A 24,521-nucleotide genomic window follows, 5' to 3' on the forward strand; every position below is an offset into this window, starting at 1 on the left:
CGAGGCTGCGATCGGCAGCGTAGCTGGCTGCGGTGGTGCAGCGGTCTATAGTGAAGTCATGTTTGCCTTGGACAACCTCTATGGAGCCGATCAGTCGAGAACCCTGGTGGCGCGAGCCACCCAAGCCCGGCCAACGCGAGCAGGACCTGCACTGGGGCTACCTGGAAATCTACAAGGACGGCCACGCCGTGTTCGTCGACCAGCGCCCCAGTGACAGGGAGCTGGCCGAGCGCAAGAGTTGTCGCAATTTCCCCGAAGCCGAGGACTGACGCGTTATTTGCGCGCCTCGAGGATCAGGTTGAAGGGGGTTTCTGTCGCCCGCCTGAAATGGCTGAAGCCCGCTTCCTGAAACACCGCCCGCAACCGCGCTTCCCCTGCCTGGGCGCCCAGCCCCAGCCCCACCTCCTGGGACAGTGAATTGGGGGTGCAGATGAAGGTCGACGCTGCGTAGAACAACCTGCCCACCGGGGTGCTGTTCTCATCGAGGCTGTCATTGGCAAAGGGTTCGACCAGCATCACCGTACCAGCGGGCTTGAGCGCCTCGAAGGCACGGCGCGCAGCACCCACCGGGTCGCCCATGTCATGCAGACAGTCGAAATAGCAGATCAGGTCGTAGTCATCGCCGGGAAAGTCCTTGGCACTGGCCTGGAAGAACTGCGCGCGTGCGGCTACCCCGCCTTCGGCGGCACGCTGGTTGGCCACCGTGATCGACGGGGCGTGGTAGTCGAACCCCAGAAACTGCGACGCCGGGAAGGCCTGGGCCATGATCACTGTCGAGGCACCGTGGCCGCAGCCAATGTCGGCGACCTTGGCGCCGGCCTGGAGTCTGTCGACCACACCTGTCAGGGTCGGCAACCATTCAGCCACCAGGTGCGCACGGTAGCCGGGGCGAAAGAACCGCTCGGTGCCGCTGAACATGCACGGGTGGTGATCGCCCCACGGCAGGGCGCCATCGCCGCGCATGGCGGCTACCAGTTTGTCCTTGTCGTGGTAGAGGGCAGCAATGACCGATGCGCCGCCGGCGACATACACCGGCGAATCTTCGATGGCCAGGGCCATGGCCTGCTCTTCGGGCAGGCGAAAGCGGCCATCGCGGTGTTCCATGTAACCCGACGCCGCCTGGGCGCTCAGCCATTCGCGCAGCAGCCGGGCATTGCAGCCGGTCTTTTTCGCGAGTTCGTCGGGGGTGATGAATTGACTGTCGGCCATGGCCCGGTACAGGCCCAGTTCATCGCCGAGGATCAGGTTGGCCAGCAGGGCGGCGGCGCCCATGTCGTTGACCAGCTTACCCATGAAGTCATTGAGCTTGGCTTCGTCCATTGCGTGTTCTCCTGTAAGAAGTCCAACGTCAACGGGGTCGTCGCAGCTATCGGCAACCTCGGGCGATTTCCCGTAGTGGGAATTTTAAGTGTAGTTCAGCGCGCCTGCCCGGAAGCGCGCTCGCGCAGGGCCTTGCTGACCTTGGCCTGGATCTCGTAGGCCGGTGCTTCCACCGCGTCGAAGTCGCGGCTGTAGCGCCGAGCGAACTCCTCCACACCCCATTGCTGGTACTGCTGCACATGCTGCAGTTCGTGGGCCCAGAGCGCGGCGTTGTCCTCGGCATCGGCCTGGTTGCGAAAGACGATGATGTCGATCAGGGTCACGGCGTTGACGTCCGGGTTCTGCAGCAGGGCGTTGGCGCTGTCCAGGGCCTGCTGGTCGCCGACCTTGTAGCGCGCGGCGTCGAGCACCTGAAAGTCGTAATAGGGTTCGAGTTGGGCGCGAATGTGCAAGGGGATCGGCAGTACCTCGCCAACCGCAGCCGTGTTGCGCGCCTGTTGCAAGGCAAGGGCCAGAGAGCTGCTGGCCATGCGTCCGAGGTCATCGAGCACGGTGCCGGCCTGGCCCGGATCGAACGGCGAGCAGATGCACGTGCCCAGGCAGATTTCATACTGCCCGGCGGGGCAGGCGGCCAGGGCATTCAAGGGCAAGAGCAGGGCGAGACCAAGCCAATAAGCTTCACGGGTGATCATGCAGGGCTCCGGCCAGGAATTCACGAGAGGCCTTGAGCACTTCCTGCTGGCTGCTTTCGCAGGCCAGCATGCGCGCAATCACCAGAGCGCCCACGCATTGGCTGAGCAGCGCCCAGGCCAGGGCCGGGTCCTGGAGGGTATCGGCCCAGGCGTGTTGCAGGGCACTCAACCAGTGCTCGGCTTCTTCACGCACGGGCAACGGCGCCTGGGCGATTTCGGCGCCCAGGGCCGGGATGGCACAACCGCCTTCTCGGTTGTGCACATGGGCGAGGGTCAAGTACTGGTCCAGGCAACGCTCGAGTCGCTCGCGGTTCATCGGTTGCTGGGCCATCGGGCTGTGGGACAGTTCGCGGCGTACCACTTCGGTGAACAGGTCGTCTTTCGAGGCAAAGTGGTTGTAGAACGCGCCGCCGGTCAGGCCGATGGCTTTCATCAAACCGGCAACGCCGGTGGCGTTGAAGCCCCCGCGCTTGGCCAGGGCGCCGCTGCTTTCCAGCAGTTTTTGCCGGGTTTGTTCTTTGTGGGTAGTGGAGTAGCGCACGCTGGCGGGTCCCGTTTTGCACCTTGACGAAGCCAGGATCATAGCATAGCGTTCGTTAACTAAATGATCGTTTACTAATGGAGGCGATGGATGACCCAGGGCAAGAAAGTGGTGCTGGTGGTAGGCGCCGGAGATGCGACCGGCGGGGCGATTGCCAAGCGTTTTGCCCGTGAGGGTTATGTCGCCTGTGTCACCCGGCGCAGCGTCGACAAGCTGCAGCCGCTGGTGGACGAGATCCGCGCCTTCGGTGGCGAGGCCTATGGCTTTGGCTCCGATGCGCGCAAGGAAGATGAGGTGACTGCACTGGTGGAGCAGATCGAGGGCAGCATCGGCCCGATCGAAGCCTTTGTGTTCAATATCGGCGCCAACGTGCCGTGCAGCATTCTTGAGGAAACGGCATGCAAGTACTTCAAGATCTGGGAAATGGCCTGTTTCGCGGGCTTTTTGACCAGTCAGGCGGTGGCACGACGCATGGCCACCCGCGAGCGCGGCACGATCCTGTTCACCGGCGCTACCGCTGGCTTGCGCGGCGCCGCCGGCTTTGCCGCCTTTGCTGGCGCCAAGCACGGTATCCGGGCCCTGGCCCAGAGCATGGCGCGCGAACTTGGCCCCCGTAATATTCATGTCGCCCACGTGGTGGTAGACGGTGCCATTGATACCGCGTTCATCCGCGACACCTTTCCAGAGCGTTACGCACTCAAGGACCAGGACGGTATCCTCGACCCTGCTCACATCGCCGACAGCTACTGGTACCTGCACAGCCAACCGCGTGATGCCTGGACCTTCGAGCTCGACTTGCGGCCCTGGATGGAGCGCTGGTAAGTCCCATACAACAAAAAAGGAAGCTGTGCCATGAGCAAGACCGTTGAGTATTTCTTTGACCTGGGCAGCCCTGCCAGTTATCTGGCCTGGACCCAACTGCCGAGCCTCTGTGCCCGTCACGGGGCGCAACTGGTGTACCGGCCGATGCTGTTGGGCGGGGTGTTCCAGGCCACCGGCAATGCGTCACCGGCGATGGTGCCGGCCAAGGCCCGCCATGTGTTCGTCGACATGCAACGCTTTGCCCAGCGCTATGGCGTGACCCTGGCGTTCCCGCCGGGGTTTCCGATCAATACCCTCAACCTGATGCGCGGCGCGGTGGCCGTGCAACTGCACCAGCCGCAGCGTTTCGAGGCCTATGTCACGGCCATGTTCCAGGCCCTGTGGGTGCAGCAGCGCAACCTGGCTGACCCGGCGATAGTGGCAGCGGTACTGCAGGAGGCGGGTTTCGATGCGGAGCAGTTCCTGGCCTGGACGGCCGATGCCGAGGTCAAGACAGCCCTGAAGGAAGCTACGGAAGAGGCCGTGCGCCGCGGCGTTTTCGGTGCGCCCAGCTGCTTTGTCGGCGAGCAGATGTTCTTCGGCCAGGACCGCCTGGACTTCATCGCCGAGGCGTTGGCGTAAACAGGACAGTCAAGTGTAGCGGCGATATTTTTGCCAACTGTATGGTGGGGGCAGGGCAGTGCTCCGTTAGTGTCAATACAGCCCTGACCCCCTTGGAACGCCCGCCATGCTCAGCTCACTCGACCTGATAACTGCCTTCGTGCTGTTCGCCTTCGTGTCCTCGATCACCCCGGGGCCCAACAACACCATGCTGTTGGCCTCGGGGGTGAACTTCGGTGTACGCCGCTCGATTCCCCACGCCCTGGGCATCAGCGTGGGTTTCATGGTCATGGTACTGGCGGTGGGCTTTGGCCTGGGCGAGGTGTTCAAAGCCTACCCGCCGATCTACACCGTATTGCGCTACGTGGGCGCGGCCTACCTGCTGTACCTGGCGTGGAAGATTGCCACCTCCGGGCCGTTGTCGGTCAGTGATCGCCAAAGCCGCAAGCCGTTGGGCTTCTGGGGCGCGGCGGGATTCCAGTGGGTCAACCCCAAGGCCTGGGTGATGGCGGTGGGGGCGATCACCACCTACACGCCGGCCCAGGGCTACGTGACCAATGTGATCGTCATCGCCACTGTATTTGCCTTGGTCAACCTGCCCAGCGTCTGTGTGTGGGTGATGTTCGGCAGTGCCTTGCGCAGCGTTTTGCAGAAACCGCGCTGGTTGATGCTGTTCAATGTCCTGATGGCCGCGTTGCTGGTGATATCCCTGTACCCGCTGCTCTTTGTAGAATCGAGCTTTTCCTGACAAGAGCAAGCGGGCACATGCAGTTGATTCCCTGGTCCCATGACACGAGTGCCGGCTTTACCTTGCGTGGCTGGCGCTCACCCGCCAGCGGTAAACCCCTGCTGCACTTTCTACACGGCAACGGCTTTTGCAGCCTGGTGTACCAGCCCTTGCTGGCGCGCCTTGCCGAGCATTTCGACCTCTGGTTGTGTGATGTGCAAGGCCATGGCGACAGCGATCATGGCGGCCCCTTCGCGGGCTGGAACCGTACTGCCGAGCTTGCCATCGAGGCCTTCGAAGCCGGGCGCGGCGAGTATGGCGAGGTTGCACGTCATGCTGTCGGCCACAGCTTTGGCGGGGTGCTCACGGGCCTGATCCTGGCGCAGCGACCACAGTTGTTCCAGCGTGCGGTGCTGCTCGACCCGGTGTTGTTCAGTCGCCGGATGATGGGCCTGATGGGCGCTGCCCGGCTGGTGGGTTTGCACCAGCGTCATGCGCTGGCGCGCAAGGCGGCCACTCGGCGCAGCCATTGGCCGGATCGATCCGCCGCGCGGACATCGCTGGAGGGCAGGGGGATTTTCAAGGGCTGGAGCGAACCTGCACTGCAGTCCTACATCGAACACGCCATTGGCGATTGTGGCGAGGGCGTGGTGCTCAAGTGCCGGCCAAGTCGCGAGGTGGAAATCTTCAGTTCGTTTCCGCGGCGGATGTGGGCGTCGCTGACGCAGGTGCAGACGCCGTGCCTGGTGATCTATGGCGAGGATACCTATCCGTTTGTGCCGCAATCGGTGCAGCATTGGGTGCAGGGCAACCATCATGTGACGGCTTTGCAGGTGGCCGGCGGGCATTGTTTCATGCAGGAGGATCCTGCTGCCTGCAGTGAGCGTGTACAGGCGTTCCTGTTGTAGGAGTGGGGCGACGTCTGGACTTGCCCCGCGATGCGAGGTGACAGTCCCACCGCCGCTCCTGGCGGCAGTCAGGCGATGTCGCTGGCTTCAAACTCCGCGGCCAGAAAGTCCAGCAAGCTGCGCACCGAAGGCAGCAATCCCCGCCGCGATGCAAACACGGCATGCACCACGCCACATTCCGGCGCCCAGTTCGGCGTTGCACGAACCAGGCGACCCGCATCGATGTCCTCGCGTACCACCACCAACGGCAGGTGTACCACGCCCACGCCGGCCACCGCCGCCTGGCGCAATACCACCAGGTCATCGGTAACCAGCCGCGGGGTGTGGCGAATACTCGCACTGGCACCGTCCGGGCCTTGGAGGTTCCAGTGGTAATCACGCTGCGGATTGCCCCAGTGCAGGCTGGGGAGGGCGCTCAGGTCCGCCGGTACTGGGCGCTCCGGCAGGCTCTGCATCAGCTCGGGCGCGGCAACCAGGTGCTGCGTGCTGCGCGCCAGTACCTTCATCACCAGGTCGCTGCTTTCCAGCGGTGGCACGCGCACGCGCAAGGCAATGTCGATGCCTTCCTGGATCAGGTCGACATGGCGGTTGGTGCTTTCGATGTGCAATTGCACCAGCGGGCACTGGACCATGAAGCGGGTCAGCATCGCTCCCACCCAGAAATCCAGCAAGGCCGTCGGGCAACTCAGGCGTACCACGCCCTGGGGCTCGGCACGGTTGCGCTCGATCAGTTCGGCCGCGCCCTCGGCCTCTACCAGCATGGCTACGCAATGGCGGTAATAGGCCTGGCCGATCTCGGTGACCGAAAAGTGCCGGGTCGAGCGCTGGATCAGGCGTACCCCCAGGCGCTCTTCCAGGCCGGCGATGCGTCGACTGAGTTTTGATTTGGGCATGTCCAGGGCGCGGCCAGCGGGGGCAAAGCCGCCGTGATCGACCACCTGGGCAAAGTAGTAAAGGTCGTTGAGGTCTTCCACCAGTGTTCTCCATATGGAACGCTGAGGGCAGTTTAACTGATCTACCGCAGATGTCGTTGCGCTCGTAAGGTATATCCATACACGAGAGGAGGCATTCTCATGAAAAAGATCCAAGGCGTTTACAGCAGCCCCAATCCACATTGGGTCGGTGATGGCTTTCCAGTACGTAGCTTGTTCACCTACGACAACCTGGCCCAGCACATCAGCCCGTTCCTGTTGCTGGACTACGCAGGCCCCCACGATTTCACCCCGACCACAGCCCGTCGTGGCGTTGGCCAGCATCCCCACCGCGGTTTCGAGACAGTGACTATCGTCTACCAGGGCGAGTTGGAGCACCGCGACTCCACCGGTGCCGGCGGCCAGATCGGCCCGGGCGATGTGCAGTGGATGACCGCCGCCAACGGCATTCTGCACGAAGAGTTCCATTCGCCAGCGTTCGCAAAGTCGGGTGGCACCCTGGAGATGGTCCAACTGTGGGTCAACCTGCCTGCCAAGGACAAATCGGCCCCGGCCGGTTACCAGACCTTGCTGGCCAGTGACATCCCTACCGTGCCCCTGGGTGCCGGCAGCGGCAGCCTGCGGGTGATTGCCGGTGAGTACCGCGGCCATAAGGGCCCGGCACACACCTTCACGCCGATGGATGTCTGGGACCTGCAACTCAAGCCCGGTGCGCCGGTGCGCTTGCCCAGCGCAGCAGGACGCAGCACGGCACTGGTGGTGCTGCGCGGCAAGGTGCTGGTGAACGGCGAGCGTGCAGTAGGCCCGGCGCAGTTGGTGCTGTTCGACCGTGCCGGAGACGAGCTGTTGCTCGAAGCGCAAACCGAGGCCCTGGTGCTGCTGCTCAGCGGCGAGCCGCTGGACGAGCCGATCGTGGGTTACGGCCCGTTCGTGATGAACACTGACGCTGAAATTGCCGAGGCGTTCGAGGATTTTCGTGCCGGGCGTTTTGGACAGATGAACGGCCCGAGCGGACCGCGACACGACAGCTAGTCTCATAAACCCGAAGGCCGTCCGTCAGGGCGGCCTTGACCCGGATGGCAGGCACAACCTGCACTCCACCCCCAAGGAGAATGTGTCATGAGTACATTTGCCAACGTTGCCAATTTCAATGGCCAGGTCCCGCGTATCGACCCTGATAACGCTGCAATGCTGCTGATCGATCACCAGAGCGGTCTGTTCCAGACGGTCAAGGACATGCCCATGACCGAACTGCGGGCCAATGCCATCACCCTGGCCAAGATCGCCAGCCTGGCCAAGATCCCGGTGATCACCACCGCCTCTGTTCCCCAAGGCCCCAACGGCCCGCTGATTCCGGAAATCCACGAAGCCGCGCCCCACGCTAAATACGTCGCACGCAAAGGTGAAATCAACGCCTGGGACAATCCCGAGTTCGTCGCCGCCGTTGAAGCCACCGGTAAAAAGCAGCTGATCATCGCCGGCACTATCACCAGCGTGTGCATGGCCTTCCCGAGCATCAGCGCCGTCAATGCCGGCTACCAGGTGTTTGCCGTGATCGATGCCAGCGGCACCTATTCGAAGATGGCCCAGGAAGTGACCCTGGCCCGTGTGATGCAGGCCGGTGTGGTACCGATGGACACCGCTGCCGTCTGCTCGGAAGTACAGCGCACCTGGAACCGTGCGGATGCCCAGCAGTGGGCCGAGGCCTACAGCGCGGTGTTCCCGCACTACCAGTTGCTGATCGAGAGTTACCTCAAGGCGCAACAGGTCGCCACAGAAAACGAACAACTGGATTCGTCCCGCTGATCCCTCATGTCGGATGCCCACATGGCATCGACATCCCAACGCAAGGAGTTAGACCATGAGCAAACCCTACGTCCGTCTGGACAAGAACAACGCCGCGGTCCTGCTGGTCGACCACCAGACTGGCCTGCTGTCGCTGGTGCGTGATATCGATCCGGACAAGTTCAAGAACAACGTACTGGCCGTCGGTGACCTGGCCAAGTATTTCAACCTGCCGACCATCCTCACCACCAGCTTTGAAACCGGCCCCAACGGCCCGCTGGTACCCGAGCTCAAAGAGCAATTCCCGGACGCGCCGTACATTGCCCGTCCTGGCCAGATCAACGCCTGGGACAACGAAGACTTCGTCAAGGCGGTCAAGGCCACGGGCAAGAAGCAACTGATCATCGCTGGCGTGGTGACTGAAGTCTGCGTGGCGTTCCCGGCACTGTCGGCCCTGGCCGAAGGCTTTGAAGTGTTCGTGGTGACCGACGCCTCGGGGACCTTCAACGCGCTGACCCGTGATTCGGCCTGGGACCGCATGTCACAAGCCGGTGCCCAGTTGATGACCTGGTTTGGCCTGGCGTGCGAACTGCACCGCGACTGGCGCAACGACATCGAGGGCCTGGGTACGCTGTTCTCCAACCACATCCCGGACTACCGCAACCTGATCACCAGTTACAACACCCTCACCAACGGTAAGTAATACCGGTCACCGCTCTGCATCCGGACGCTCACGGCGTCCGGATGCAGTGTCTGGTTCAGGCTCCAGGGCTTCAACGTCGTTGGCGCCGATCTCCTTGTATTCCTGCAACAGGCTCTTGAGCTGCCGGGCGTCCAGGTCGTCCAGGTTGAGCATGGCCTTGTGCGCAGCCTTAGTGGCGCGCAGCAATTCGTCGATCTTCAGGTGCAGCACATCGTTGTCGCGGTTCTGGGTGTTCTGGATCAGGAACACCATCAGGAACGTGATGATGGTGGTCGAGGTATTGATGATCAGTTGCCAGGTATCGTTGTAGTCGAACCAGGGTCCGGTGGCTGCCCAGATGACGATCAGCACCAACGCCAGAACGAAGGTGTGCGAGCTGCCGGTGCGCCGTGACATGGCCTGGGCGAAGCGTTCGAATTTCATGGTTGCGATTCCACGGGGCAGGTATGGAATAGACCCCGGTACTTGTCTGAAATTCTTTGTAACATCACTGTCGGTATCCAACATGTTCAACAGGCCCTGCCGATGACCCAGACCACTGCGCTTCATGCCTATCGCTGCAAGGTAAGCGGCCAACCGGTGCTGACGGTGTGGCTCAAGTACCGCGCGCCGTATCATTGGCCGTCGATGCTGGGGTTTCTGGCGGCGCGCTCGATCGTCGGGATAGAGGTCACGCAGGCAGGCGTCTACCGGCGTACGGTAAGGCTCGGTACCCGCCAGGGCATGGTCGAGTGCCGGCCAGCCAGGGGGCGGTGCCTGGCCTTGAGCGTGTACGGGCTTCCCCGACAGGTCTTGCCGGGGTTGATCGCCCGGGTGCGGCGGGTATTCGATCTGGATGCCGATCCCGGTCTGATCGAACGACAACTGGCTCAGGACCCGCTCATGGCGCAACTGATTGCCGCGCGACCGGGGCTGCGCGTCCCCCGGGGCTGGGATGCATTCGAGCAAGTCATGCGCACGGTGCTGGGCCAGCAGATCAGCGTGGCGGGGGCCATGACCCTGGCGGGCCGGTTGGTGGTTCGCCATGGTCAGCCATTGCTCGCACCGCTTGCCATCGAGCCGCGTCTGACCCATGTATTCCCGGTAGCGCAAGCCATCGCTGATGGCGACCTCAGCGGTCTGGGCATGCCCGGTTCACGGGCCGCGACCTTGTCTGGCATGGCGCTGGCGATGCTCGCCGATCCTCGCTTGCTGCGGGCCGATGGCGACCTGCAGACGTGGGTCCAGCGCCTGTGCCGGCAGCGTGGGATCGGCCCATGGAGCGCGCAGTACCTGGCCTTGCGCCAACTGGGGGCGGCCGATGCCTTCCCGCTGGGCGATGTGGCGCTGGTCAAGGCCCTGCGTATGCTGGAAGGTGCCGCAGTGCCACTGGCCGAACGCGCGCCGGCTTGGCGCCCGTGGCGGGCTTATGCGGCCCAGCATTTGTGGGCGTCGCTGGCCGGCGCTTAACCGGTCTGGCGCCAGGTCACTGCGGTGATGCCATAACGCTCGGCCAGGGGCTTGCTGACTTTTTTCACCTGCTCCCGACCATAACGGCCAATCCTGCCAACACCCGCGTCGCAACTGGCCCAATGCCAGGCTTCGGCGTTGTCCATCCTCTCTGCACGGATGATGAAAGACTTGGGGGAGCCGTGCAGTTGGTAGTCGATCACGAAGAGTTTTGCGTCGTTCATGGGCCTTTGACGATCCTTTCAGTGCAGTCGCTGGAAAAATCCTTCTACTGCAATGACTGAGTCCCGGTGCGGCAAAAAAATTCAATCGGATTTCAGTCTTCGCCGCTGATCGTCAGGTGCCGTGCATCCTTGTCGAACACAACCTGTTCCAGGCGATGGGCGATGCCGCAGGCAAGGGAGTCATAGGCGGGGATGACTTTCTCTTCGGCCGACAGGCACTGGAAGATATCCAGCTTGCGCTCGGCCTGCAGCGTCTCCAGCTCGAAGATACGGACGTAGCGTTCCAGGTCGTTGTTCAGGCTCGACAGGTACTCCCGCAGGCGCGAGTGGTCTACCGCGCTCTGGCTGAAGTGCCACGTCATGGGGTGGATCAGAAAGCGCGAGTGCGGTGCGGCAATGCGTACACCGGCGGCCAGGTACATGATGATGCCCATCGATTCGATGTTGCCGGCATTTACCGCGCACACCGGCACGGGTAGCGACTTGATGAAGCTGTAGATGGAGAAACCGAAGTTGGTGCTGCCTCCGGTGGTCGACAGGTACAGCAACAGCTGGCCGGCCCCCTCGTCGATGGCTTGCAGGCACCGGTCGCGAAAGCGCTCGGTGGTGCGCTGGTCGATCTGGCAGTGAAAATGAATCACCTGCTGACTCATCGGCGCGCCTCGAGACCGACGCACCGAAGGTGCGCCGGTCGTTCGTCCATCAGCTACGGCCGCCGCCACTTGGCTTGCGGTCTGTCTTGTTACCCATGCCGGGCTTGTTGCCCATTTCCGGTTTACGGGTCTGGCCACCCGCGTTGCCACCGGAAGCCTGGCCGCCTTTTTTACCGGCGTCGGAGGCTTTCTGGCGGTCGTTGGCGAAGTTCCCGGGGTTGGAAGTGTCTTTGTTAGCCATGATGTGCTTCCTCACTGTGCTATGAAGTGCAAGGCAGTGTTGCCTTGTACAGGTTGGGCGATCGCGGAAGCTGCAAAGTTTGAAATTTATCTGTCGTGAGATGACGAACGGCGCAGGTCTTCCGTTCATCGCGCAGTTGGGTTGGTGCACTGAACTTCACTCAAGCTGCAGTCTTCTTCTTAGATAGACCCCATGTAATTGCCCGGGTACATGAGGCAAGCGGCGCACCATCGTCAATATCAATTGGCCTTGGCCAGCCTGGCGGTGGTAACTGAGAAGTCGGGCTTTCCGACACGAGGATCGCACCATGTCACTGATCGGTGTTTCTACCCTTGAACTGCGCCAGCTCATCGAGCAGGCGTTTCTGCCCGAGTGCTGTGAAGTCACTTGCACCGATGGTGTCTGGCTGACGATACGGCTGGGGCAGGGCGACGACCTGATCGTCACCGAAACACGCCTGGACAGCCTGACCACCTGCCACGACGTGTCCAACCTGGTGGCCCAGGTGCGTGAGGAACAGCGTCTCGGGTGCAGTCACGCCGGCCTCAAGCCCAGGGCGATTGCCTGAGCCCGAGGCCCATGCGGCCGGTTCAACCCAAGGCTGCCGGGCGCATGTATTCCGGCCCCAGCACGTCGAACCAGAACAGGATCATCGACACCAGGATGGTCACCAGCACCAGCAAGCCTACCGCCCAGACGCTGGTCGAATACAACAGGCCCTGTTCCTTGCGCAGGCGCAAAAAGGTGGGCAGGCCGATGAACAGCAGAAAGGTGGCATAGGCCGAGGCTGCCAGCAGGGCGATCAGCGCCAGCCAACGGCCTGGATACAGCCCGGCAATACCTGCCACAAAGTACGGTGTGGCGCCGTATGCGGCGAATCCGATGCACTGTTCAAGGCTTGGGCGGGTATCGAAGGTGCGCGACATCCAGCGAATGAATCCCCCCATGACGGCAACCCCTAACAGCATGGTCAGGTACAGGAGAATGCCCAGCTCCGCGGCGCTGCCCACGCTCAGGCGCACTCGCTCGGTACCGGCCAGGCTCCAGCCGAAACGGGTGGTGCCGATGAACAGGCACAAGGCGGGAATCAGGGCAAACACCAACAGGTGGGGCAGGTAGTGGCGCGGGTGTTGTTCTTCCTCGTGGCGGATGTCGATCCAGGCGTCGCCTGGGTGGGTGAAGAGCTTGAGCAGGTGGGTAGTCATGGTGACCTCCAGACTGAACAGAAGGCGGAATTGCCGCTCCCTGTTCTATTGAGGCGGGCGGGGTGCCGGGGGTTCATCTTTTTTGAACCATCGAAGGGTGCGTTCAGTCGCAATCAGTGACGACCACAACCTCAGGAGTCAACGACATGAACGAGCAAACCTGTGCCTGCCCCGGCTGCAATTGCAAAGTGGGCGCCAATGCGGTGATGCGTGAAGGCAAGGCGTATTGCTGCCAGGCCTGTGCCGACCATCATCCATCCGGCAAACCGTGTACGGCCAGTGGCTGTGGCTGTGCCTCTGGCAAGGCTGCTGGATAATTGGCGACTGCTACGCAGTCGATCGCAGCCTCGTCCTTCGGCAGCGGCTACTGATTGCCCGCCGAACGGATGACGCTGCCGGCGGTTACTGCAATTCCAGCTGCAATTGCAGCCCGCCATCGTCACACTGCCTGTGGTAATGCACGATGCCCCGATAGATCCGGCCCTCCCAGGTAAATGCCACACTGTGGGAGCGCTCAAGCTTGTCCGGTACCGGCGCACGCACCTGCATCTGCAATCCCGGCAAGCCATTGAGGTTCAACGGCGCCAGCTGCACCTCGCATTCCGCACTGCGGGCCACCGGGCCAAACAAGGTATCCTGGACAAAGTCGATCTGCAGGCAGGTCGCACAGGCGCGGTTTGCCATTCTCATGCCTGGGCCCTCCTTCATTCAGCCGCGCGGTATTCGTTTTCCAGTTTCTTGGCCTCCTGCAGGTGATGCTGCAAGGTCGGCAAGGCATTGGTCGCAAAGTTGCGCAGGTCTGCCGGGGCCGAGGTTGACTGGCGCTGCTCGTCAAACAGGCGGATCGCCTGTTCATGGGCATCGACCTGATGGCTGGCATAGGCGGCATCGAACGAAGCACCGTCTTGCACCTGCAACATCATTTTACGAGCCTTGTCGGCCAGGGCGGCATCGTTTGGCGCCGGGAGGTCATGCTTTTTTGCCAGTTCAAGCAACTGCTGATTACTTTGGGTGTGATCCTTGATCATCAGGCGGGCAAACGCCTTGATGTCTGCAGCGTCGGATTTTTCCAGGGCCAGTTGGCTGGTCTGGATTTCGGCCATGCCGGCGCTCATGGCCTCGTCGATGAAGGTGTTGTCACCGGCCTGTGCCTGCAAGGCCAGCAGGGCAAACAGGCCCAGCGCAAATCGGGAAGGAAGGCGATTCATGGGCATAACTCCTGTGAGGCGGCGATCCACTGTTCTATCTACGAGACGTCAGCAGGCCTGGAGTTCAGCTTTTTTACCCAGCGGACCGCTGGTCGGCGCGGCAGCATTTCGATTCAAACCTTGGCCATGCCATTCCTTCCAAGTAGAAACGGGCGCTGCTTTGCTGGCGCTGAATCCGCTACCGGGAGGCCACCATGTCCAGCGACAAACCGCGCAATCAGTACCAGATGCAAAACCCCCTGACCCAATACCCGCATCCCCCGTTCCCGGCCCAGTCCCAGCCGGCACCGGGACTGGACCTGAACATGCGTCCCAAACCCGACCACGGCGAAACCACTTATCAGGGCTTTGGCCGCCTCAGGGGCCGCAAGGCGTTGATCACAGGCGCCGATTCGGGCATCGGCCGCGCCGTGGCCATTGCCTTTGCCCGTGAAGGGGCCGACATCGTGCTCAACTACCTGCCCATTGAACAGCCCGATGCCCGCGAGGTGATCAAGCTGATCGAGGCCGAAGGACGCCGCGCCATTGCCTTGCCGGGGGATATCAAAAGCGAAGCGTTCTGCCGCGAGCTGATCGACCAGGCCCATGAACAACTGGGTGGGCTCGACATCCTGGTCAACGTCGCCGGCAAGCAGGTGGCACGCAAGCAGGTGGGGCAGATCAGCAGCGAGCAGTTCGACACCACGATGAAAACCAACATCTATGCGATGTTCTGGCTGTGCCAGGCCGCCGTACCACTGATGCCGGCAGGGGCGACCATTATCAACACCGCTTCCATCCAGTCCTACGACCCTTCGGCGACGTTGCTCGACTACGCCACCACCAAGGCGGCGATCGTGGCCTTTACCAAATCCTTGGCCAAACAAGTGATCGAACGCGGTATTCGAGTCAATGCCGTGGCCCCCGGGCCGATCTGGACCGTGCTGCAACCCAGCGGCGGGCAGCCGGATGAGAAGATCCCTGACTTCGGCGGCCACACGCCCATGAAGCGTCCCGGCCAGCCGGCCGAATGCGCGCCTGTGTATGTACTGCTGGCGAGCCAGGAGTCGAGCTATATCACCGGGGAAGTGTTCGGTGTCACCGGCGGCAATCCGACGCCGTGAGTCGGCGGGATCAAACCTTCGCGGCCGGCGGTAGTCGCATGCACTAACAGCGGTCCTCAAAGGAGTCCGGTCATGGCCAGAGCCATCTGGAAAGGTGCCATCAGCTTCGGCCTGGTGCATATCCCGGTTTCGCTCAATTCAGCAGTGAAGAGCGACCGGGTCGACTTTGACTGGCTCGATGGGCGCAGCATGGAGCCGGTGGGCTACAAGCGGGTGAACAAGGTCACGGGCAAGGAAATCAGCCGTGAACATATCGTCAAGGGTGTGCAGTACGAGAAGGGTCGCTATGTGGTCATCAGCGAGGAGGAAATCCACAAGGCCCGTCCCGAGGCGACCCAGACCATCGACATTTTCGCCTTCGTCGACAGCAGCGAGATACCGCTGCAGCAGTTCGAGACGCCTTATTACCTGAGCCCCGACAAGCGCGGTGGCAAAGTCTACGCCTTGCTGCGCGAGGCATTGGAAAGCACCGGCAAGGTGGCCCTGGCCAAAGTCGTGCTGCACACCCAGCAACACCTGGCGCTGCTGCGGCCGCTCGAAGACGCGCTGGTGATGATCACCCTGCGCTGGCCCGAGGAAGTACGCAGCCTGGATGCCCTGGAGCTGGACAAAAATGTGCGTGAGGCCAGCCTCGACAAGCGCGAGCTGGAGATGGCCAAGCGGCTGATCGACGACATGAGCGGGCAGTGGACGCCCGATGAGTACCGCAACGACTTCAAGGACACCATCATGGACCTTGTCGAGGAGAAAGCCAGCCAGGGCAAGATCAGCACGGTCGAGCCGCTGGAGGGCGAAGGCGAGCAGAAGAGCGCCGACATCATCGACCTCACCGAACTGCTCAAGCGCAGCCTGGGCGGGCGCAAGGCGCCAGCGAAGAAGGCGACGGCGACCGAGAAGAAAGCACCTGCCACCCCCCGCAAGACGCGCAAGAAAGCCTGAGCCTCAGGGGCAGGGCGTTTCATGCAGGCGCAGCCAGCGTAGGCTGCCATTCTTCAGTTGCTCGAACACCGCCGTCGAGCGCCGTACGCTGTGCAGCACCCGGGCATCGTGCTGGTGCTCGCGGTAATGCACCACCGTCAGGCCATCGGCTTGTGCAATCAGTTGCAATTCGTCGATACCGATCTCAAGGCCAGGGCGCTTGCCGTAGGCTTGGGTGAACAACGCGTGCAGTCCCGCATGGTCCAATTGCAGCCCGGACAACCCGATCATTGAAAACGACGGGCTGAAGTGCGCCATCAGTGCGGGCAATTGATCGCTCTGGGCCGCGCCGGCCAACCATTGCTGGATCAACACATGGAGGTCGATGACGGCGGCAAAACACACAGGGTCAGTAGGCATGGTCAGGATTCCAACGCAGTAGAGGAAAGCCCCAGGGCTTGCGCCCCGGGTAGCTTGAGTACTGCCGGCAGGGCCAGCAGGGTGATTGCAGCGGCCAGCACAAACACCTGGGTGTAGGCTGTGGGACGAGGCAGCAAGGCGTCGAGCATGGCCCCAAGCACGCCAGCTCCCAGGCCAAAGCTCAGTTGTCGGTTGAGATTCCACAGGGTGCTGGCAGCGCCCATGCGCTCGGGCGCGATGGCAATGAAGGCCAGGCTTTGTGCGCTACTGCTGCACAGGCTGCTGCCCAGGCCCAGGAGCAGGAAGATCAACACCTGCACCCCCTTCAACTGCGCCAGCCCGGGTATTGCCAGCCCGATCAGCGCCAGGCTTTGCAACAGGATGCCGGCGCACAGCAAAGGCCGCGGGCCCCATTGCCTGAAGCGCCAGCGCACCAGACTGATCGCCGCCAGGGCACCCAGCGACCAGGGCAGCATCAGCGCGCCGGTGGAGGTGGCGCTTAGCCCCAGTTGTGCTTGCAGGTACAACACGGCCAGCAGATTGGCGCCGATGAACACGCCGGGCACGCACAGGTACACCAGCATCGCGGTGCGCAACAGCGGCTGGCGCAGCAGTGCAAGGTCGAGCAAGGGGCCGGGACCGGGCCGCGGTACGCGTGTCGGTAACCAGGCCAGGGTCAACAGGCCGGTGAGCAAGATCAGCGGCAACAGGGCGAAGAAGATCCAGCGCCAACTGGCGTGATCCACCAGCATCCCTCCCACGGCAGGCGACAGGGCCGGTACCAACAGGGCAACCATCATCACGCGCGCAGTCAGGGCGTGGCGCTGTTCAGGCGGGCAGGCGCGGTAGGCCATGGCTTGCCCCACCGGAATCAACAGCCCGCCGCCGACCCCCTGCAGCAGGCGCCACAGCAGCAGGCTGTCAATAGCGCGCGCGCTGCCGGCAAGCACCGTGGCAAGGCCAAACAGGAGCAGCGACAGCAGCAGAGTCTGGCGCTCGCCGATGCGCCGGGCAAGCCAGCTGCCCAGCGGGATCACCAGGGTCAGGCCAATCAGGTAGAGGTTGCTGACCCAGCTCAGTTGGGCTACCGAAGCCTGCAGCTCCTGGCCCATCACTGGGTAGGCGCTGCCCAGGGCGAACAGGTTGAGCAGGTCCAGGGCGAAGCCAAGCAGGTAGATGAAAGCGACTTTGGAAGGGGCGGGCATGGTAGGCAGCGCATTAAGGAAAGACGAAGTCTAGAGGGCGCGAGGGGCTTGAATAAGCCTCTGATATCCGCCAGATTGTGCAGATTATTTTGACAATCAAGGGCGCATTGCATGGTCAGCCTCGACCGCTTCGAACTGTTTTGCGCAGTGGTGCAGAGCGGCTCCTTCACCGGCGCGGCGGCGCGGTTGCAGCAAACTCGCGCCGCGGTCAGCTTCAGTATCAAGCAACTGGAAGCCGAGCTTGGCGTCACCCTGCTGACCCGTACAACCCGGCGCGTTGCCCTGACCGAAGCGGGTGAGCGCTTTTACCGGCGCTGCCTGGAGGTGGTGCAGGCGGCGCAGGTGGCCATCGATGAGGCCCGGGCCGAGCACAGCGGCTTGCAGGGCAGCCTGCGGATCACGTCCACCGTGGAGTACGGCCTGACGGTGCTAGCGCCGGCGTTGCAAGGCTTTTGCCGGCAACATCCTCAGTTGCAGGTACACCTGCAGACCCATACCGCCCAGGTGGACTTGGTGCGCGACGGGGTTGATGTGTCCATCCGTCTGGGGCAGGTACACGACTCCAGCTACCGTGGTGTTTGCCTGGATCGCTATGCAGTGTGCCTGGTGGCGGCGCCAGCACTGCTGGCCCAGATGGAGGGCGGGCTCGACCACCCCGAGCGCCTGGGACAACTGCCGCAGTTGTTGCACAGCCGTTTCCAGCAGCACGACAGCTGGCCAATCGAAGACGCCTGCGGCAATGCCGCTGTCTATCAGGGGCGCGGGCCGGCAGTGATGGTCGCGGACAATGCCTCGCTCCTCAGGGCGTTTGCCTTGCAGGGAATGGGCGTGGTGTTGCTGCCGCATTGGCTGGTGGCCGACGACCTGGCCAGTGGTGAGCTGCTCGATACCTTGCCCGGCTATCGATTTGCCCGGCAAAGCGTGTACGCCCTATACCCCGACACCCGTCATGTACCGCGCAAGGTGCGCGCCTGGATCGACTACCTCAAGGCCTATCTTCAAGACCCGGCGCGGGCTCGCCCAGGCGCTTGAGAAAGTCGCCGAAGCCGCCGCTTACCCGGCAATCGCCGCGGCTGCTGGTGGACACGCTGTTGAGGGCTGTCCATACGATGTGCGCCCCGCTGGCATGCAGCGCACTGACCAGTTGCACATCCTCGTCTACGGCCAGGGGCTGAAAACCGCCGACCCGTTCATAGGCCCTGGCGCAGACGCCAAGGTTGGCCCCGTGAATGTGGCGGTGACCTTCCCGGGCCTGGTAGCGGGCCAGGTAGCGTGCGCGCAGGGCTGCGTCCTGGTACGCCTGCCAGCGCGGCACATGCACGGTCCCGCACACCGCATCGGCGGCAAAGTCCAGCTGGCAGACCAGCCAGTCCACCGGCACACAACTGTCGGCGTCGGTGAAGGCCAGCCAGCGTGCCCCGCGCTCGAGCATCAGCGCCGCACCCGCACGCCGGGCATAGCCGACATTACGCGCACTGACGCTAAGCACCTCGACCCCATATGCCTGCGCCACCTGCTCGGTGGCATCGCTGCAATCATCCAGGACCACCACGATCTGCACCGCCTCGCCCAGTGCTTTTACCGCTCGGCGGGCGTGCAACAGGGCACGCAGGCAGGGCCCGAGCAAGTGCTGCTCGTTGTGGGCCGGGACAATCACGGCGATCACAGGCAGTTTTCCTCAAGGTCGATGGCACTGGGCTGTAGGCTCCAATACTCCAGCAGGAAGTCGGCCTCTTCATGGCGCACGCAACGGTACAACGCCAAGCGCTTGGCCAGCAGCGCATGGACCTGATGGCCGCTCTGCGGGCAGCCGTCGATGGGGTGCAGCCAATGGCAAGCCAGCAGTGCACCGTTGGTGCCGAGGCAGGCCAGGGCGTGCTCCAGTACCTCCAGCCACTGGACCGGGTCCAGGTAGTAGCCGATTTCGCTGAGAACGATCAGGTCGAACTCACCGCCGGGCCAGTCACCCGGCAGGTGACCCTGATCGACCCGAACATGGGGCCATGGGCGCAGGCGTTGGCGTGCCAGCGCCACGGCGGTGGCATCGAGGTCCTGGCAGAGCAGTTGCTCGCAGCGTTCGGCCAGTGCCGCGCTGAGCTCACCGTTGGCACAGGCCGGTTCGAACACTCGCTGATAGTGCTGGCGCGGCAGACAGGCCAGTAGCAGGTCGCGTTTGCGCTTTTCGTACCAGCGGGTACGAAACGCCCAGGGATCGTCGCTGTGGGCGAACAGTTGCTTGAAGTACTCGGCCGGCATGCTCATGTGAACACCAGTTCAAACGGTTGCAGCAAGCGCACCAGGGTGGTCGGTAGCAGCACCGCCGGGGTGTCGCCGTCGGCCAGCAGCTGGCTGGTGTGGGCGGCAATGGCCTGTTGCTTGAGCACCCGCACGCCGGGGTCGAGAAACAGCTTGTGGGCACGCGGCCAGGGCAGGCGCGGGTCGTTGGGGCGGGCCCAATGCCAGGCCCAGATCGGCACCTCCAGCAGTTGCGCACCCACGGTTTCACACGCCCGGGCGCAGGCACGGCCCACGGCGTCGTGGTCGCTGTGGCCATCCAGGCGCCAGGTGGTCAATACCCGGTCCTGGGGCCGCAGCAGCCCGACCAGGTGTTCCGCCAGCCAGCGTTCGTGCTGGGCCACGGTGGTGTCGGCCAGCCCCAGGCGCAGCCACTGCAGTTGGCCAAGGTCCAGGCCGAGGCGTCGCAACGCCGCCGCACTTTCCCGTGGGCGCTGCTCGCGCAAACGTTCCTGGCTCCACTGCTGGGAGTGCGGATGGCTGGCTTCACCATCGCTGACCGACACCAGCAACAGTGCCGGCTCGCGCCCGTGCAGCATGGCCAGCAGGCCACCGCAACCGAGTATTTCGTCATCCGGGTGGGGCGCCACGACCACCAGTCGACAGCCTGTCGGGAGCAATTGCTCAAGACTGATGGCCGGCACCGCCTGCAGCTGCGCCGAGGCTTGCCACTGGGCCAACGGGGTGCCTGGATCCTGTGCCTGGAAGGTTGTCATAGTGACCACTCCGTCATTGGCGCACTGGCCACCCGGCGGCCCAGCTCGGCCAGGTCGCGCTCCGCGTGGCTCTGGCGCAGGAACACCGGCAGGTCGGCGGCGAGCCTGGCGAAATGCGCAATGCGACAATAGGGTGTAGCGCCCAGGGCACGGCCGACGTGGGCCAGCACGGCGGTCGCGGCAACTTCGACCTGGGCCCGCAGGCGGCGTACGGGAACCTCGGCATCGGCTCCCGGATGACCGTCGATCCACTGTGCGGTTTCGCGCAGGCTCGCCGCCGCACCGGCCAGTTGCGCATCCACCGCGCCCAGGTGGGCCAGGGCGTGGGGGTCCTGGTGGCTTGCGCAATGTTCATGCAGGTAATTGGCCAGCGCCGAGGCCGCGCCATACCAGCAGGCAGCGATGCCACCGCCACCGTGCCAGAAGCCCGGGCGACTCAGGTAGTGCCCGCTGTCGCCCACCTGCTGCCCAGCGCATAGCTCGAAGGCGACCTCGACACTGGCTGTGCTGCCCATTCCCACCGCCTGCCAGCCGGTACCCAGCACACGCAGGCCGGGATCATCGAGCCTGACCGCCACCAGTTGCGGACGCTGTTGCTCATCCCACGCGGTGAGCAACGCGCGGTCGATCTGCAGTGCGCCGGAGCACCAGGCCTTGCGTCCTTGCAGACGCACTTCGCGGCCATGACGGGCGACGATCTGTACCCGCGCATCCGGTGGCTCGGCCGCCCACACGCCCCAGGTACCGCGCGTGTCCAGGTCGGTGGCGGCGCACTCGGTAATGATCGCCAGGGCATCGGTATGGCCTTCATAGAGCTTGGCCAGGGCCAGGTCGGCGGCAGCGACCTGGGCCAGTACCTGCCAGCGCTGCAGTGTGCGGCCATGGCCGGGCAGCGGCAACTGGTCCAGGCCATTGGCCCGGCATTGCGCCAGGCAGGTCTGGAGCAGCCGGTCGGTGTGGGTGTCCAGAGGCCTGGTTGTGACCTGTTCGAGCCAGGGCATCAGGGCAACGGCGAGGTCGTTTTGGGCAAGGGTCATGAGCGTTGCTCCTGGGCCGGTGTGGTTTTTTTCAGCCCGCGCAGGTTCATGGCGCACAGGCAGATTTGCAGCACGATCAGCGCCCAGGCCTGTGCATGCCAGCCCCAGAGCGTCCAAAGCAGATTACTGGCCAGAAAGCAGGCAAAACCGATGCGCCGGCGCTGGGGCTTGCGCGAGCCAATCCACCAGGCGGCCAGCACAGTGGTGAGCATGGCCGGCCATTGCAGCAGGTCGATCAGGTTCAGATCGCGCATCATTCAAGCCCCAGGCGGCGGCGCATGTCTTTGGTAATCGATTGGCGAACCTTGGCGTAACCGGCCCAGGGATCATCGCCTTCGGCCAGGCGCTCGCCAACGGTGTGCAGTGTCCACTGGTTGGCGCCCTTGAGTTCGGTCAACTCCTCGCGATGGATCGGTACCGAAACCGGCAAGCCTTCGCGAGCGCGCAAGGAGTAGGCGCACACGGTGGTGGCGCCCTTGCCGTTGCGCAGGTAGTCGATGAAGATCCGCCCCACGCGGTTTTTCGGCCCGGAGACAGCCGACAGGCGCTCTGGAAACAGCCCGGCCAGGTGCTTGACGATGGCATGGCTGAAGGCCTTGACCTCATCCCAGCCAGCGCGGCGGGTGAGGGGCACGACAAGGTGCATGCCTTTGCCGCCGCTGGTTTTCAGAAACACCTGCAAACCCAGTTCATCCAGCAGCGTCAGGGTCAGTTGAGTGGCTTCGAGCATGGCTTTCCAGGGCAGGGCAGGATCGGGGTCAAGGTCGAGCACCAGCCGGTCCGGCTTGTCGAAGTCCTGGGCGGTGGCGTTCCAGGTGTGCAGTTCAAGGGTGTTCATCTGCACTGCACCGAGCAGCGTATTGGCCTGGTCGATGATCATCACGGCCTGGCCTGTCTCGGCCTTGTCGTGGCTTTCAACGTCGGGAAGGTTCAGCTGGGCGGCGTTTTTCTGGAAGAACAGCTCACCGGCCAGACCGTCGGGGGCGCGTACCAGTGCCACCGGCCGGCGCTTGAGGTGCGGCAGGATCCAGGGCGCCACGTGGGCGTAGTACTCGGCGATGTCGCGCTTGGTAGCGTCGGTGCTGGCATCGACAATGCGCTCGGGATGAGTCAGGTGCAGGCATGAGGTACTTGGCGGCGTTTTCACAGGCTGCTCCAGGCTGATGGCGCGGGCCGGTTTGTCATCGCGCAGGCCGTGGAACACCGAGTGGCGCACGATGCCATCGCGGGTCATCTGGGCGTATGAGACCTCGGCAAGCACCTGGGGCTTGAGCCAGTGCACGCCGTGCGCCTCGGCCCCGGCAGGCGGCTGGGCCAGCGGTGTTTTTTTGATCTGCAACGGGCTCAGGCGCTGGTGAATGCGTTTGAGGCCGGCGCTGTCGAAGCCGGTTCCGACCTTGCCGGCATAGCGCAGCTCGCCAGTGTCGGGGTCATGCAGGCCCAGCAGCAATGCGCCGAACGCTTCGCGGCTGCCCTTGGGATCGGTGAAGCCAATGACCACGAATTCCTGGCGCTGCTTGCACTTGAGCTTGATCCAGTCGCTGCTGCGCCGGCTGACGTAGGGGCTGCCGGCGCGCTTGCCGATCAGGCCTTCGAGTTGCAGGCGGCAGGCGCTGTCGAGCAGGGCCTGAGGCGTTTGGTCGAAATCGGCGGAAAAGCGCACGCAGCTGTCGTCTGCATCTTCCAGTACCTTGGCCAGCGCGGCCCGACGCTGCTCCAGCGGACACGGGCGCAGGTCGACGCCGTTGAGGTAGGGTGCATCGAACAGGTAGTAGAGGATGGACGCGTCGCTGGCACTGTCGAAGGCGTTCTGCAAGGCCTGGAAATCTGCTACGCCTTCGCTGTTGTTCACCACCATTTCGCCATCGAGCCAGGCCGATTCAAGCTTCAGTGTCTTGAGGGCGGCAGCCTGACGGGCCAGCTTGGCAGTCCAGTCGTGGCCGTTGCGGGTGAACAGTTGCACCTTGCCATGGTCGATACGAGCCAGGACGCGGTAGCCGTCGAACTTCACCTCATAGCGCCAGTCACCTTCCGGAGGGGATTCCACAAGAGTGGCCAGTTGGGGTTTCAGACTGTCGGGGAGAGGGGCTTTTTTCGCCCGGGGTCTACGGGGTCTAGGCGGCTTGTCCGTGACCAGGGTGCGGTCGCTCAGGACGCTGTCGGGCTCGGCTTCCAGCACGTTGTACTCGGCTTCGGGGCGAGCCTGGGTATCAGCCGACTTGACCAGTAGCCATTGTTCTTTCTTGCCGGCCAGGTGGGTGCGAAACAGGTTCCAGGTACCGGAGAGTTTCTCGCCCTGCAGGCGAAAGCGCAGTTTGCCCTTGGCATAGTCTTTGTGTGGGTCGCCTTCGGGCAGCCACACGCCACGGTCCCAGACGATGACATCACCGGCGCCGTAGTGACCTTCAGGAATATGGCCTTCGAAGTTGGCGTAGTCCAGCGGATGGTCTTCGACATGAACGGCCAGGCGTCGTACCTTGGGATCCAGCGATGGCCCCTTGGGGATGGCCCAGCTTTTCAGGGTGCCGTCGAGTTCCAGGCGGAAGTCGTAGTGCAGGTGGCTGGCGTCGTGCTTCTGGATGCAATACTGCAGGGCGCCGCTTGATTCGCGGGGCAAGCGCGCTCCAGCAGGTTCCGGGGTGGCGTCGAAATTGCGCTTGTGCGCGTATTCCTGCAACGGCTTGGGCATGGCAGTGACCTGCGGCTTTTCGGCTGCTTGTTAGCTTGGGAAAAGCGGCGGGTGCGGGAGTTCAATCGTATTGGTGCGCAAGCGGGCTTGCCCGCGATAGCGATGTGACTGGAGATCGCTATCGCGGG

Annotated in this window: 33 protein-coding genes; 14 read left to right on the top strand and 19 right to left on the bottom strand. The window is 63.4% G+C overall.

All coding sequences use genetic code 11. The annotated features are described in order from the left end of the window. The first annotated feature begins 80 nt into the window (after window positions 1-80). Entirely contained in the window at window positions 81-269 is a 189-nt protein-coding gene (locus H621_RS0103515) for a hypothetical protein (RefSeq protein WP_028942028.1), read from the top strand. Between the two features lie 4 nt (window positions 270-273). On the opposite strand, the gene H621_RS0103520 is transcribed toward H621_RS0103515, so the two are convergent. From H621_RS0103520 to H621_RS0103530, 3 genes are all read right to left on the bottom strand, one after another. Then, window positions 274-1,320: a class I SAM-dependent methyltransferase gene (locus H621_RS0103520; protein WP_028942029.1), complete on the bottom strand. Its 1,047-nt coding sequence runs from the start codon at window positions 1,318-1,320 to the stop codon at window positions 274-276. A gap of 95 nt (window positions 1,321-1,415) precedes the next feature. After that, window positions 1,416-2,012, bottom strand: coding sequence for an eCIS core domain-containing protein (locus tag H621_RS0103525; protein WP_105642682.1), 597 nt, complete (start codon window positions 2,010-2,012; stop codon window positions 1,416-1,418). Further along, entirely contained in the window at window positions 1,999-2,553 is a 555-nt protein-coding gene (locus H621_RS0103530) for a TetR/AcrR family transcriptional regulator (protein WP_028942031.1), read from the bottom strand. Before H621_RS0103530 ends, H621_RS0103525 begins: the two co-directional genes overlap by 14 nt. Window positions 2,554-2,643: 90 nt before the next feature. On the opposite strand from H621_RS0103530, the gene H621_RS0103535 reads away from it, so the two are divergent. The 4 genes from H621_RS0103535 (at window position 2,644) to H621_RS0103550 (ending at window position 5,610) form a co-directional block, all read left to right on the top strand. Next, complete coding sequence (locus tag H621_RS0103535) at window positions 2,644-3,375, top strand: SDR family oxidoreductase (RefSeq protein ID WP_028942032.1); 732 nt, start codon at window positions 2,644-2,646, stop codon at window positions 3,373-3,375. 30 nt (window positions 3,376-3,405) lie between these two features. Further along, complete coding sequence (locus H621_RS0103540; protein WP_028942033.1) at window positions 3,406-3,996, top strand: 2-hydroxychromene-2-carboxylate isomerase; 591 nt, start codon at window positions 3,406-3,408, stop codon at window positions 3,994-3,996. Between the two features lie 106 nt (window positions 3,997-4,102). Next, complete coding sequence (locus H621_RS0103545; protein WP_028942034.1) at window positions 4,103-4,723, top strand: LysE family translocator; 621 nt, start codon at window positions 4,103-4,105, stop codon at window positions 4,721-4,723. Window positions 4,724-4,740: 17 nt separating this feature from the next. After that, window positions 4,741-5,610 carry an alpha/beta fold hydrolase gene (locus H621_RS0103550; protein WP_028942035.1) on the top strand — a complete coding sequence of 290 codons (870 nt, stop codon included), beginning with the start codon at window positions 4,741-4,743 and terminating at the stop codon, window positions 5,608-5,610. 68 nt (window positions 5,611-5,678) lie between these two features. Here the strand turns inward: H621_RS0103550 and H621_RS0103555 are convergent, their stop codons facing one another. Further along, window positions 5,679-6,587 carry a LysR family transcriptional regulator gene (locus H621_RS0103555; RefSeq protein WP_028942036.1) on the bottom strand — a complete coding sequence of 303 codons (909 nt, stop codon included), beginning with the start codon at window positions 6,585-6,587 and terminating at the stop codon, window positions 5,679-5,681. Between the two features lie 96 nt (window positions 6,588-6,683). Between H621_RS0103555 and H621_RS0103560 the strand changes: the two genes are divergently transcribed. From H621_RS0103560 to ycaC, 3 genes are all read left to right on the top strand, one after another. Further along, entirely contained in the window at window positions 6,684-7,574 is an 891-nt protein-coding gene (locus H621_RS0103560; protein WP_028942037.1) for a pirin family protein, read from the top strand. 87 nt (window positions 7,575-7,661) lie between these two features. Continuing rightward, entirely contained in the window at window positions 7,662-8,348 is a 687-nt protein-coding gene (locus tag H621_RS0103565; protein ID WP_028942038.1) for a hydrolase, read from the top strand. A gap of 55 nt (window positions 8,349-8,403) precedes the next feature. Continuing rightward, complete coding sequence (gene ycaC, locus H621_RS0103570; RefSeq protein WP_028942039.1) at window positions 8,404-9,030, top strand: isochorismate family cysteine hydrolase YcaC; 627 nt, start codon at window positions 8,404-8,406, stop codon at window positions 9,028-9,030. A gap of 6 nt (window positions 9,031-9,036) precedes the next feature. On the opposite strand, the gene H621_RS0103575 is transcribed toward ycaC, so the two are convergent. After that, a complete protein-coding gene (locus tag H621_RS0103575) occupies window positions 9,037-9,453 on the bottom strand; it encodes a low affinity iron permease family protein (protein WP_028942040.1) in 417 nt (138 codons plus the stop codon). Between the two features lie 102 nt (window positions 9,454-9,555). Here H621_RS0103575 and H621_RS0103580 point away from each other — a divergent pair, with 102 nt between their 5' ends. Continuing rightward, the gene (locus H621_RS0103580) at window positions 9,556-10,479 is read left to right on the top strand and encodes a DNA-3-methyladenine glycosylase family protein (RefSeq protein ID WP_084167915.1); all 924 of its coding nucleotides are present in this window, start codon (window positions 9,556-9,558) and stop codon (window positions 10,477-10,479) included. On the opposite strand, the gene H621_RS0103585 is transcribed toward H621_RS0103580, so the two are convergent. From H621_RS0103585 to H621_RS0103595, 3 genes are all read right to left on the bottom strand, one after another. Continuing rightward, window positions 10,476-10,703, bottom strand: a complete 228-nt coding sequence (locus tag H621_RS0103585) for a DUF6555 family protein (RefSeq protein ID WP_028942042.1) — start codon at window positions 10,701-10,703, stop codon at window positions 10,476-10,478. The two genes, H621_RS0103580 and H621_RS0103585, sit on opposite strands and share 4 nt — an antisense overlap. Window positions 10,704-10,795: 92 nt before the next feature. Next, the gene (locus H621_RS0103590) at window positions 10,796-11,356 is read right to left on the bottom strand and encodes an ATP-dependent Clp protease proteolytic subunit (RefSeq protein ID WP_028942043.1); all 561 of its coding nucleotides are present in this window, start codon (window positions 11,354-11,356) and stop codon (window positions 10,796-10,798) included. Between the two features lie 49 nt (window positions 11,357-11,405). Continuing rightward, window positions 11,406-11,597: a KGG domain-containing protein gene (locus tag H621_RS0103595; RefSeq protein WP_028942044.1), complete on the bottom strand. Its 192-nt coding sequence runs from the start codon at window positions 11,595-11,597 to the stop codon at window positions 11,406-11,408. Between the two features lie 307 nt (window positions 11,598-11,904). On the opposite strand from H621_RS0103595, the gene H621_RS0103600 reads away from it, so the two are divergent. Then, entirely contained in the window at window positions 11,905-12,165 is a 261-nt protein-coding gene (locus tag H621_RS0103600) for a DUF1652 domain-containing protein (protein WP_028942045.1), read from the top strand. A 22-nt stretch (window positions 12,166-12,187) separates the two neighbouring features. On the opposite strand, the gene H621_RS0103605 is transcribed toward H621_RS0103600, so the two are convergent. After that, window positions 12,188-12,802, bottom strand: coding sequence for a Yip1 family protein (locus H621_RS0103605; protein ID WP_028942046.1), 615 nt, complete (start codon window positions 12,800-12,802; stop codon window positions 12,188-12,190). A gap of 146 nt (window positions 12,803-12,948) precedes the next feature. On the opposite strand from H621_RS0103605, the gene H621_RS0103610 reads away from it, so the two are divergent. Further along, a complete protein-coding gene (locus tag H621_RS0103610) occupies window positions 12,949-13,119 on the top strand; it encodes a metallothionein (protein ID WP_028942047.1) in 171 nt (56 codons plus the stop codon). Between the two features lie 85 nt (window positions 13,120-13,204). Here the strand turns inward: H621_RS0103610 and H621_RS0103615 are convergent, their stop codons facing one another. After that, window positions 13,205-13,492: a hypothetical protein gene (locus H621_RS0103615; protein ID WP_028942048.1), complete on the bottom strand. Its 288-nt coding sequence runs from the start codon at window positions 13,490-13,492 to the stop codon at window positions 13,205-13,207. Between the two features lie 14 nt (window positions 13,493-13,506). After that, window positions 13,507-14,010 carry a DUF4142 domain-containing protein gene (locus H621_RS0103620; protein ID WP_028942049.1) on the bottom strand — a complete coding sequence of 168 codons (504 nt, stop codon included), beginning with the start codon at window positions 14,008-14,010 and terminating at the stop codon, window positions 13,507-13,509. Window positions 14,011-14,204: 194 nt separating this feature from the next. Here H621_RS0103620 and H621_RS0103625 point away from each other — a divergent pair, with 194 nt between their 5' ends. Then, window positions 14,205-15,113: an SDR family oxidoreductase gene (locus H621_RS0103625; protein WP_028942050.1), complete on the top strand. Its 909-nt coding sequence runs from the start codon at window positions 14,205-14,207 to the stop codon at window positions 15,111-15,113. Window positions 15,114-15,185: 72 nt separating this feature from the next. Continuing rightward, entirely contained in the window at window positions 15,186-16,052 is an 867-nt protein-coding gene (gene ku / locus H621_RS0103630; protein WP_028942051.1) for a non-homologous end joining protein Ku, read from the top strand. Window positions 16,053-16,055: 3 nt separating this feature from the next. Here the strand turns inward: ku and H621_RS0103635 are convergent, their stop codons facing one another. Together H621_RS0103635 and H621_RS0103640 are read right to left on the bottom strand one after the other, a co-directional pair. Next, complete coding sequence (locus tag H621_RS0103635; protein ID WP_028942052.1) at window positions 16,056-16,451, bottom strand: hypothetical protein; 396 nt, start codon at window positions 16,449-16,451, stop codon at window positions 16,056-16,058. A gap of 2 nt (window positions 16,452-16,453) precedes the next feature. Further along, window positions 16,454-17,656 carry an MFS transporter gene (locus tag H621_RS0103640; RefSeq protein ID WP_028942053.1) on the bottom strand — a complete coding sequence of 401 codons (1,203 nt, stop codon included), beginning with the start codon at window positions 17,654-17,656 and terminating at the stop codon, window positions 16,454-16,456. 111 nt (window positions 17,657-17,767) lie between these two features. Between H621_RS0103640 and H621_RS0103645 the strand changes: the two genes are divergently transcribed. Continuing rightward, window positions 17,768-18,688 (top strand): LysR family transcriptional regulator, encoded by a 921-nt coding sequence (locus H621_RS0103645; protein WP_028942054.1) that lies wholly within the window; start codon window positions 17,768-17,770, stop codon window positions 18,686-18,688. Here the strand turns inward: H621_RS0103645 and H621_RS0103650 are convergent. Genes H621_RS0103650 through ligD form a run of 6 tightly spaced genes read right to left on the bottom strand, consistent with a single transcriptional unit; the run spans window position 18,642 to window position 24,393 of the window. Further along, complete coding sequence (locus H621_RS0103650; RefSeq protein WP_028942055.1) at window positions 18,642-19,322, bottom strand: glycosyltransferase family 2 protein; 681 nt, start codon at window positions 19,320-19,322, stop codon at window positions 18,642-18,644. The genes H621_RS0103645 and H621_RS0103650 overlap by 47 nt on opposite strands. Beyond that, complete coding sequence (locus H621_RS0103655; RefSeq protein WP_028942056.1) at window positions 19,319-19,918, bottom strand: class I SAM-dependent methyltransferase; 600 nt, start codon at window positions 19,916-19,918, stop codon at window positions 19,319-19,321. Before H621_RS0103655 ends, H621_RS0103650 begins: the two co-directional genes overlap by 4 nt. After that, on the bottom strand, window positions 19,915-20,667 hold the full coding sequence (locus H621_RS0103660) for a PIG-L deacetylase family protein (RefSeq protein ID WP_028942057.1): 753 nt from the start codon (window positions 20,665-20,667) through the stop codon (window positions 19,915-19,917). The genes H621_RS0103655 and H621_RS0103660 overlap by 4 nt, the downstream gene beginning before the upstream one ends. Next, on the bottom strand, window positions 20,664-21,668 hold the full coding sequence (locus H621_RS0103665; protein ID WP_371919763.1) for an acyl-CoA dehydrogenase: 1,005 nt from the start codon (window positions 21,666-21,668) through the stop codon (window positions 20,664-20,666). The genes H621_RS0103660 and H621_RS0103665 overlap by 4 nt, the downstream gene beginning before the upstream one ends. Before the next feature lie 32 nt (window positions 21,669-21,700). After that, window positions 21,701-21,961, bottom strand: coding sequence for a hypothetical protein (locus tag H621_RS0103670; RefSeq protein WP_028942059.1), 261 nt, complete (start codon window positions 21,959-21,961; stop codon window positions 21,701-21,703). Beyond that, window positions 21,958-24,393, bottom strand: coding sequence for a DNA ligase D (gene ligD / locus H621_RS0103675; RefSeq protein ID WP_028942060.1), 2,436 nt, complete (start codon window positions 24,391-24,393; stop codon window positions 21,958-21,960). The genes H621_RS0103670 and ligD overlap by 4 nt, the downstream gene beginning before the upstream one ends. Between the last annotated feature and the right edge of the window lie 128 nt (window positions 24,394-24,521).

This window comes from Pseudomonas vranovensis DSM 16006 (genome assembly GCF_000425805.1).
GTDB classification, from domain to species: Bacteria; Pseudomonadota; Gammaproteobacteria; order Pseudomonadales; family Pseudomonadaceae; genus Aquipseudomonas; species Aquipseudomonas vranovensis.

Coding starts and splice junctions, on each gene's coding strand:
- H621_RS0103515 (WP_028942028.1), top strand. CDS start 81: ATGGAGCCGATCAGTCGAGAACCCTGGTGGCGCGAGCCACCCAAGCCC.
- H621_RS0103520 (WP_028942029.1), bottom strand. CDS start 1,320: ATGGACGAAGCCAAGCTCAATGACTTCATGGGTAAGCTGGTCAACGAC.
- H621_RS0103525 (WP_105642682.1), bottom strand. CDS start 2,012: ATGATCACCCGTGAAGCTTATTGGCTTGGTCTCGCCCTGCTCTTGCCC.
- H621_RS0103535 (WP_028942032.1), top strand. CDS start 2,644: ATGACCCAGGGCAAGAAAGTGGTGCTGGTGGTAGGCGCCGGAGATGCG.
- H621_RS0103540 (WP_028942033.1), top strand. CDS start 3,406: ATGAGCAAGACCGTTGAGTATTTCTTTGACCTGGGCAGCCCTGCCAGT.
- H621_RS0103545 (WP_028942034.1), top strand. CDS start 4,103: ATGCTCAGCTCACTCGACCTGATAACTGCCTTCGTGCTGTTCGCCTTC.
- H621_RS0103550 (WP_028942035.1), top strand. CDS start 4,741: ATGCAGTTGATTCCCTGGTCCCATGACACGAGTGCCGGCTTTACCTTG.
- H621_RS0103560 (WP_028942037.1), top strand. CDS start 6,684: ATGAAAAAGATCCAAGGCGTTTACAGCAGCCCCAATCCACATTGGGTC.
- H621_RS0103565 (WP_028942038.1), top strand. CDS start 7,662: ATGAGTACATTTGCCAACGTTGCCAATTTCAATGGCCAGGTCCCGCGT.
- ycaC (WP_028942039.1), top strand. CDS start 8,404: ATGAGCAAACCCTACGTCCGTCTGGACAAGAACAACGCCGCGGTCCTG.
- H621_RS0103575 (WP_028942040.1), bottom strand. CDS start 9,453: ATGAAATTCGAACGCTTCGCCCAGGCCATGTCACGGCGCACCGGCAGC.
- H621_RS0103580 (WP_084167915.1), top strand. CDS start 9,556: ATGACCCAGACCACTGCGCTTCATGCCTATCGCTGCAAGGTAAGCGGC.
- H621_RS0103585 (WP_028942042.1), bottom strand. CDS start 10,703: ATGAACGACGCAAAACTCTTCGTGATCGACTACCAACTGCACGGCTCC.
- H621_RS0103590 (WP_028942043.1), bottom strand. CDS start 11,356: ATGAGTCAGCAGGTGATTCATTTTCACTGCCAGATCGACCAGCGCACC.
- H621_RS0103595 (WP_028942044.1), bottom strand. CDS start 11,597: ATGGCTAACAAAGACACTTCCAACCCCGGGAACTTCGCCAACGACCGC.
- H621_RS0103600 (WP_028942045.1), top strand. CDS start 11,905: ATGTCACTGATCGGTGTTTCTACCCTTGAACTGCGCCAGCTCATCGAG.
- H621_RS0103605 (WP_028942046.1), bottom strand. CDS start 12,802: ATGACTACCCACCTGCTCAAGCTCTTCACCCACCCAGGCGACGCCTGG.
- H621_RS0103610 (WP_028942047.1), top strand. CDS start 12,949: ATGAACGAGCAAACCTGTGCCTGCCCCGGCTGCAATTGCAAAGTGGGC.
- H621_RS0103615 (WP_028942048.1), bottom strand. CDS start 13,492: ATGAGAATGGCAAACCGCGCCTGTGCGACCTGCCTGCAGATCGACTTT.
- H621_RS0103620 (WP_028942049.1), bottom strand. CDS start 14,010: ATGAATCGCCTTCCTTCCCGATTTGCGCTGGGCCTGTTTGCCCTGCTG.
- H621_RS0103625 (WP_028942050.1), top strand. CDS start 14,205: ATGTCCAGCGACAAACCGCGCAATCAGTACCAGATGCAAAACCCCCTG.
- ku (WP_028942051.1), top strand. CDS start 15,186: ATGGCCAGAGCCATCTGGAAAGGTGCCATCAGCTTCGGCCTGGTGCAT.
- H621_RS0103635 (WP_028942052.1), bottom strand. CDS start 16,451: ATGCCTACTGACCCTGTGTGTTTTGCCGCCGTCATCGACCTCCATGTG.
- H621_RS0103640 (WP_028942053.1), bottom strand. CDS start 17,656: ATGCCCGCCCCTTCCAAAGTCGCTTTCATCTACCTGCTTGGCTTCGCC.
- H621_RS0103645 (WP_028942054.1), top strand. CDS start 17,768: ATGGTCAGCCTCGACCGCTTCGAACTGTTTTGCGCAGTGGTGCAGAGC.
- H621_RS0103655 (WP_028942056.1), bottom strand. CDS start 19,918: ATGAGCATGCCGGCCGAGTACTTCAAGCAACTGTTCGCCCACAGCGAC.
- H621_RS0103660 (WP_028942057.1), bottom strand. CDS start 20,667: ATGACAACCTTCCAGGCACAGGATCCAGGCACCCCGTTGGCCCAGTGG.
- H621_RS0103665 (WP_371919763.1), bottom strand. CDS start 21,668: ATGCCCTGGCTCGAACAGGTCACAACCAGGCCTCTGGACACCCACACC.
- H621_RS0103670 (WP_028942059.1), bottom strand. CDS start 21,961: ATGATGCGCGATCTGAACCTGATCGACCTGCTGCAATGGCCGGCCATG.
- ligD (WP_028942060.1), bottom strand. CDS start 24,393: ATGCCCAAGCCGTTGCAGGAATACGCGCACAAGCGCAATTTCGACGCC.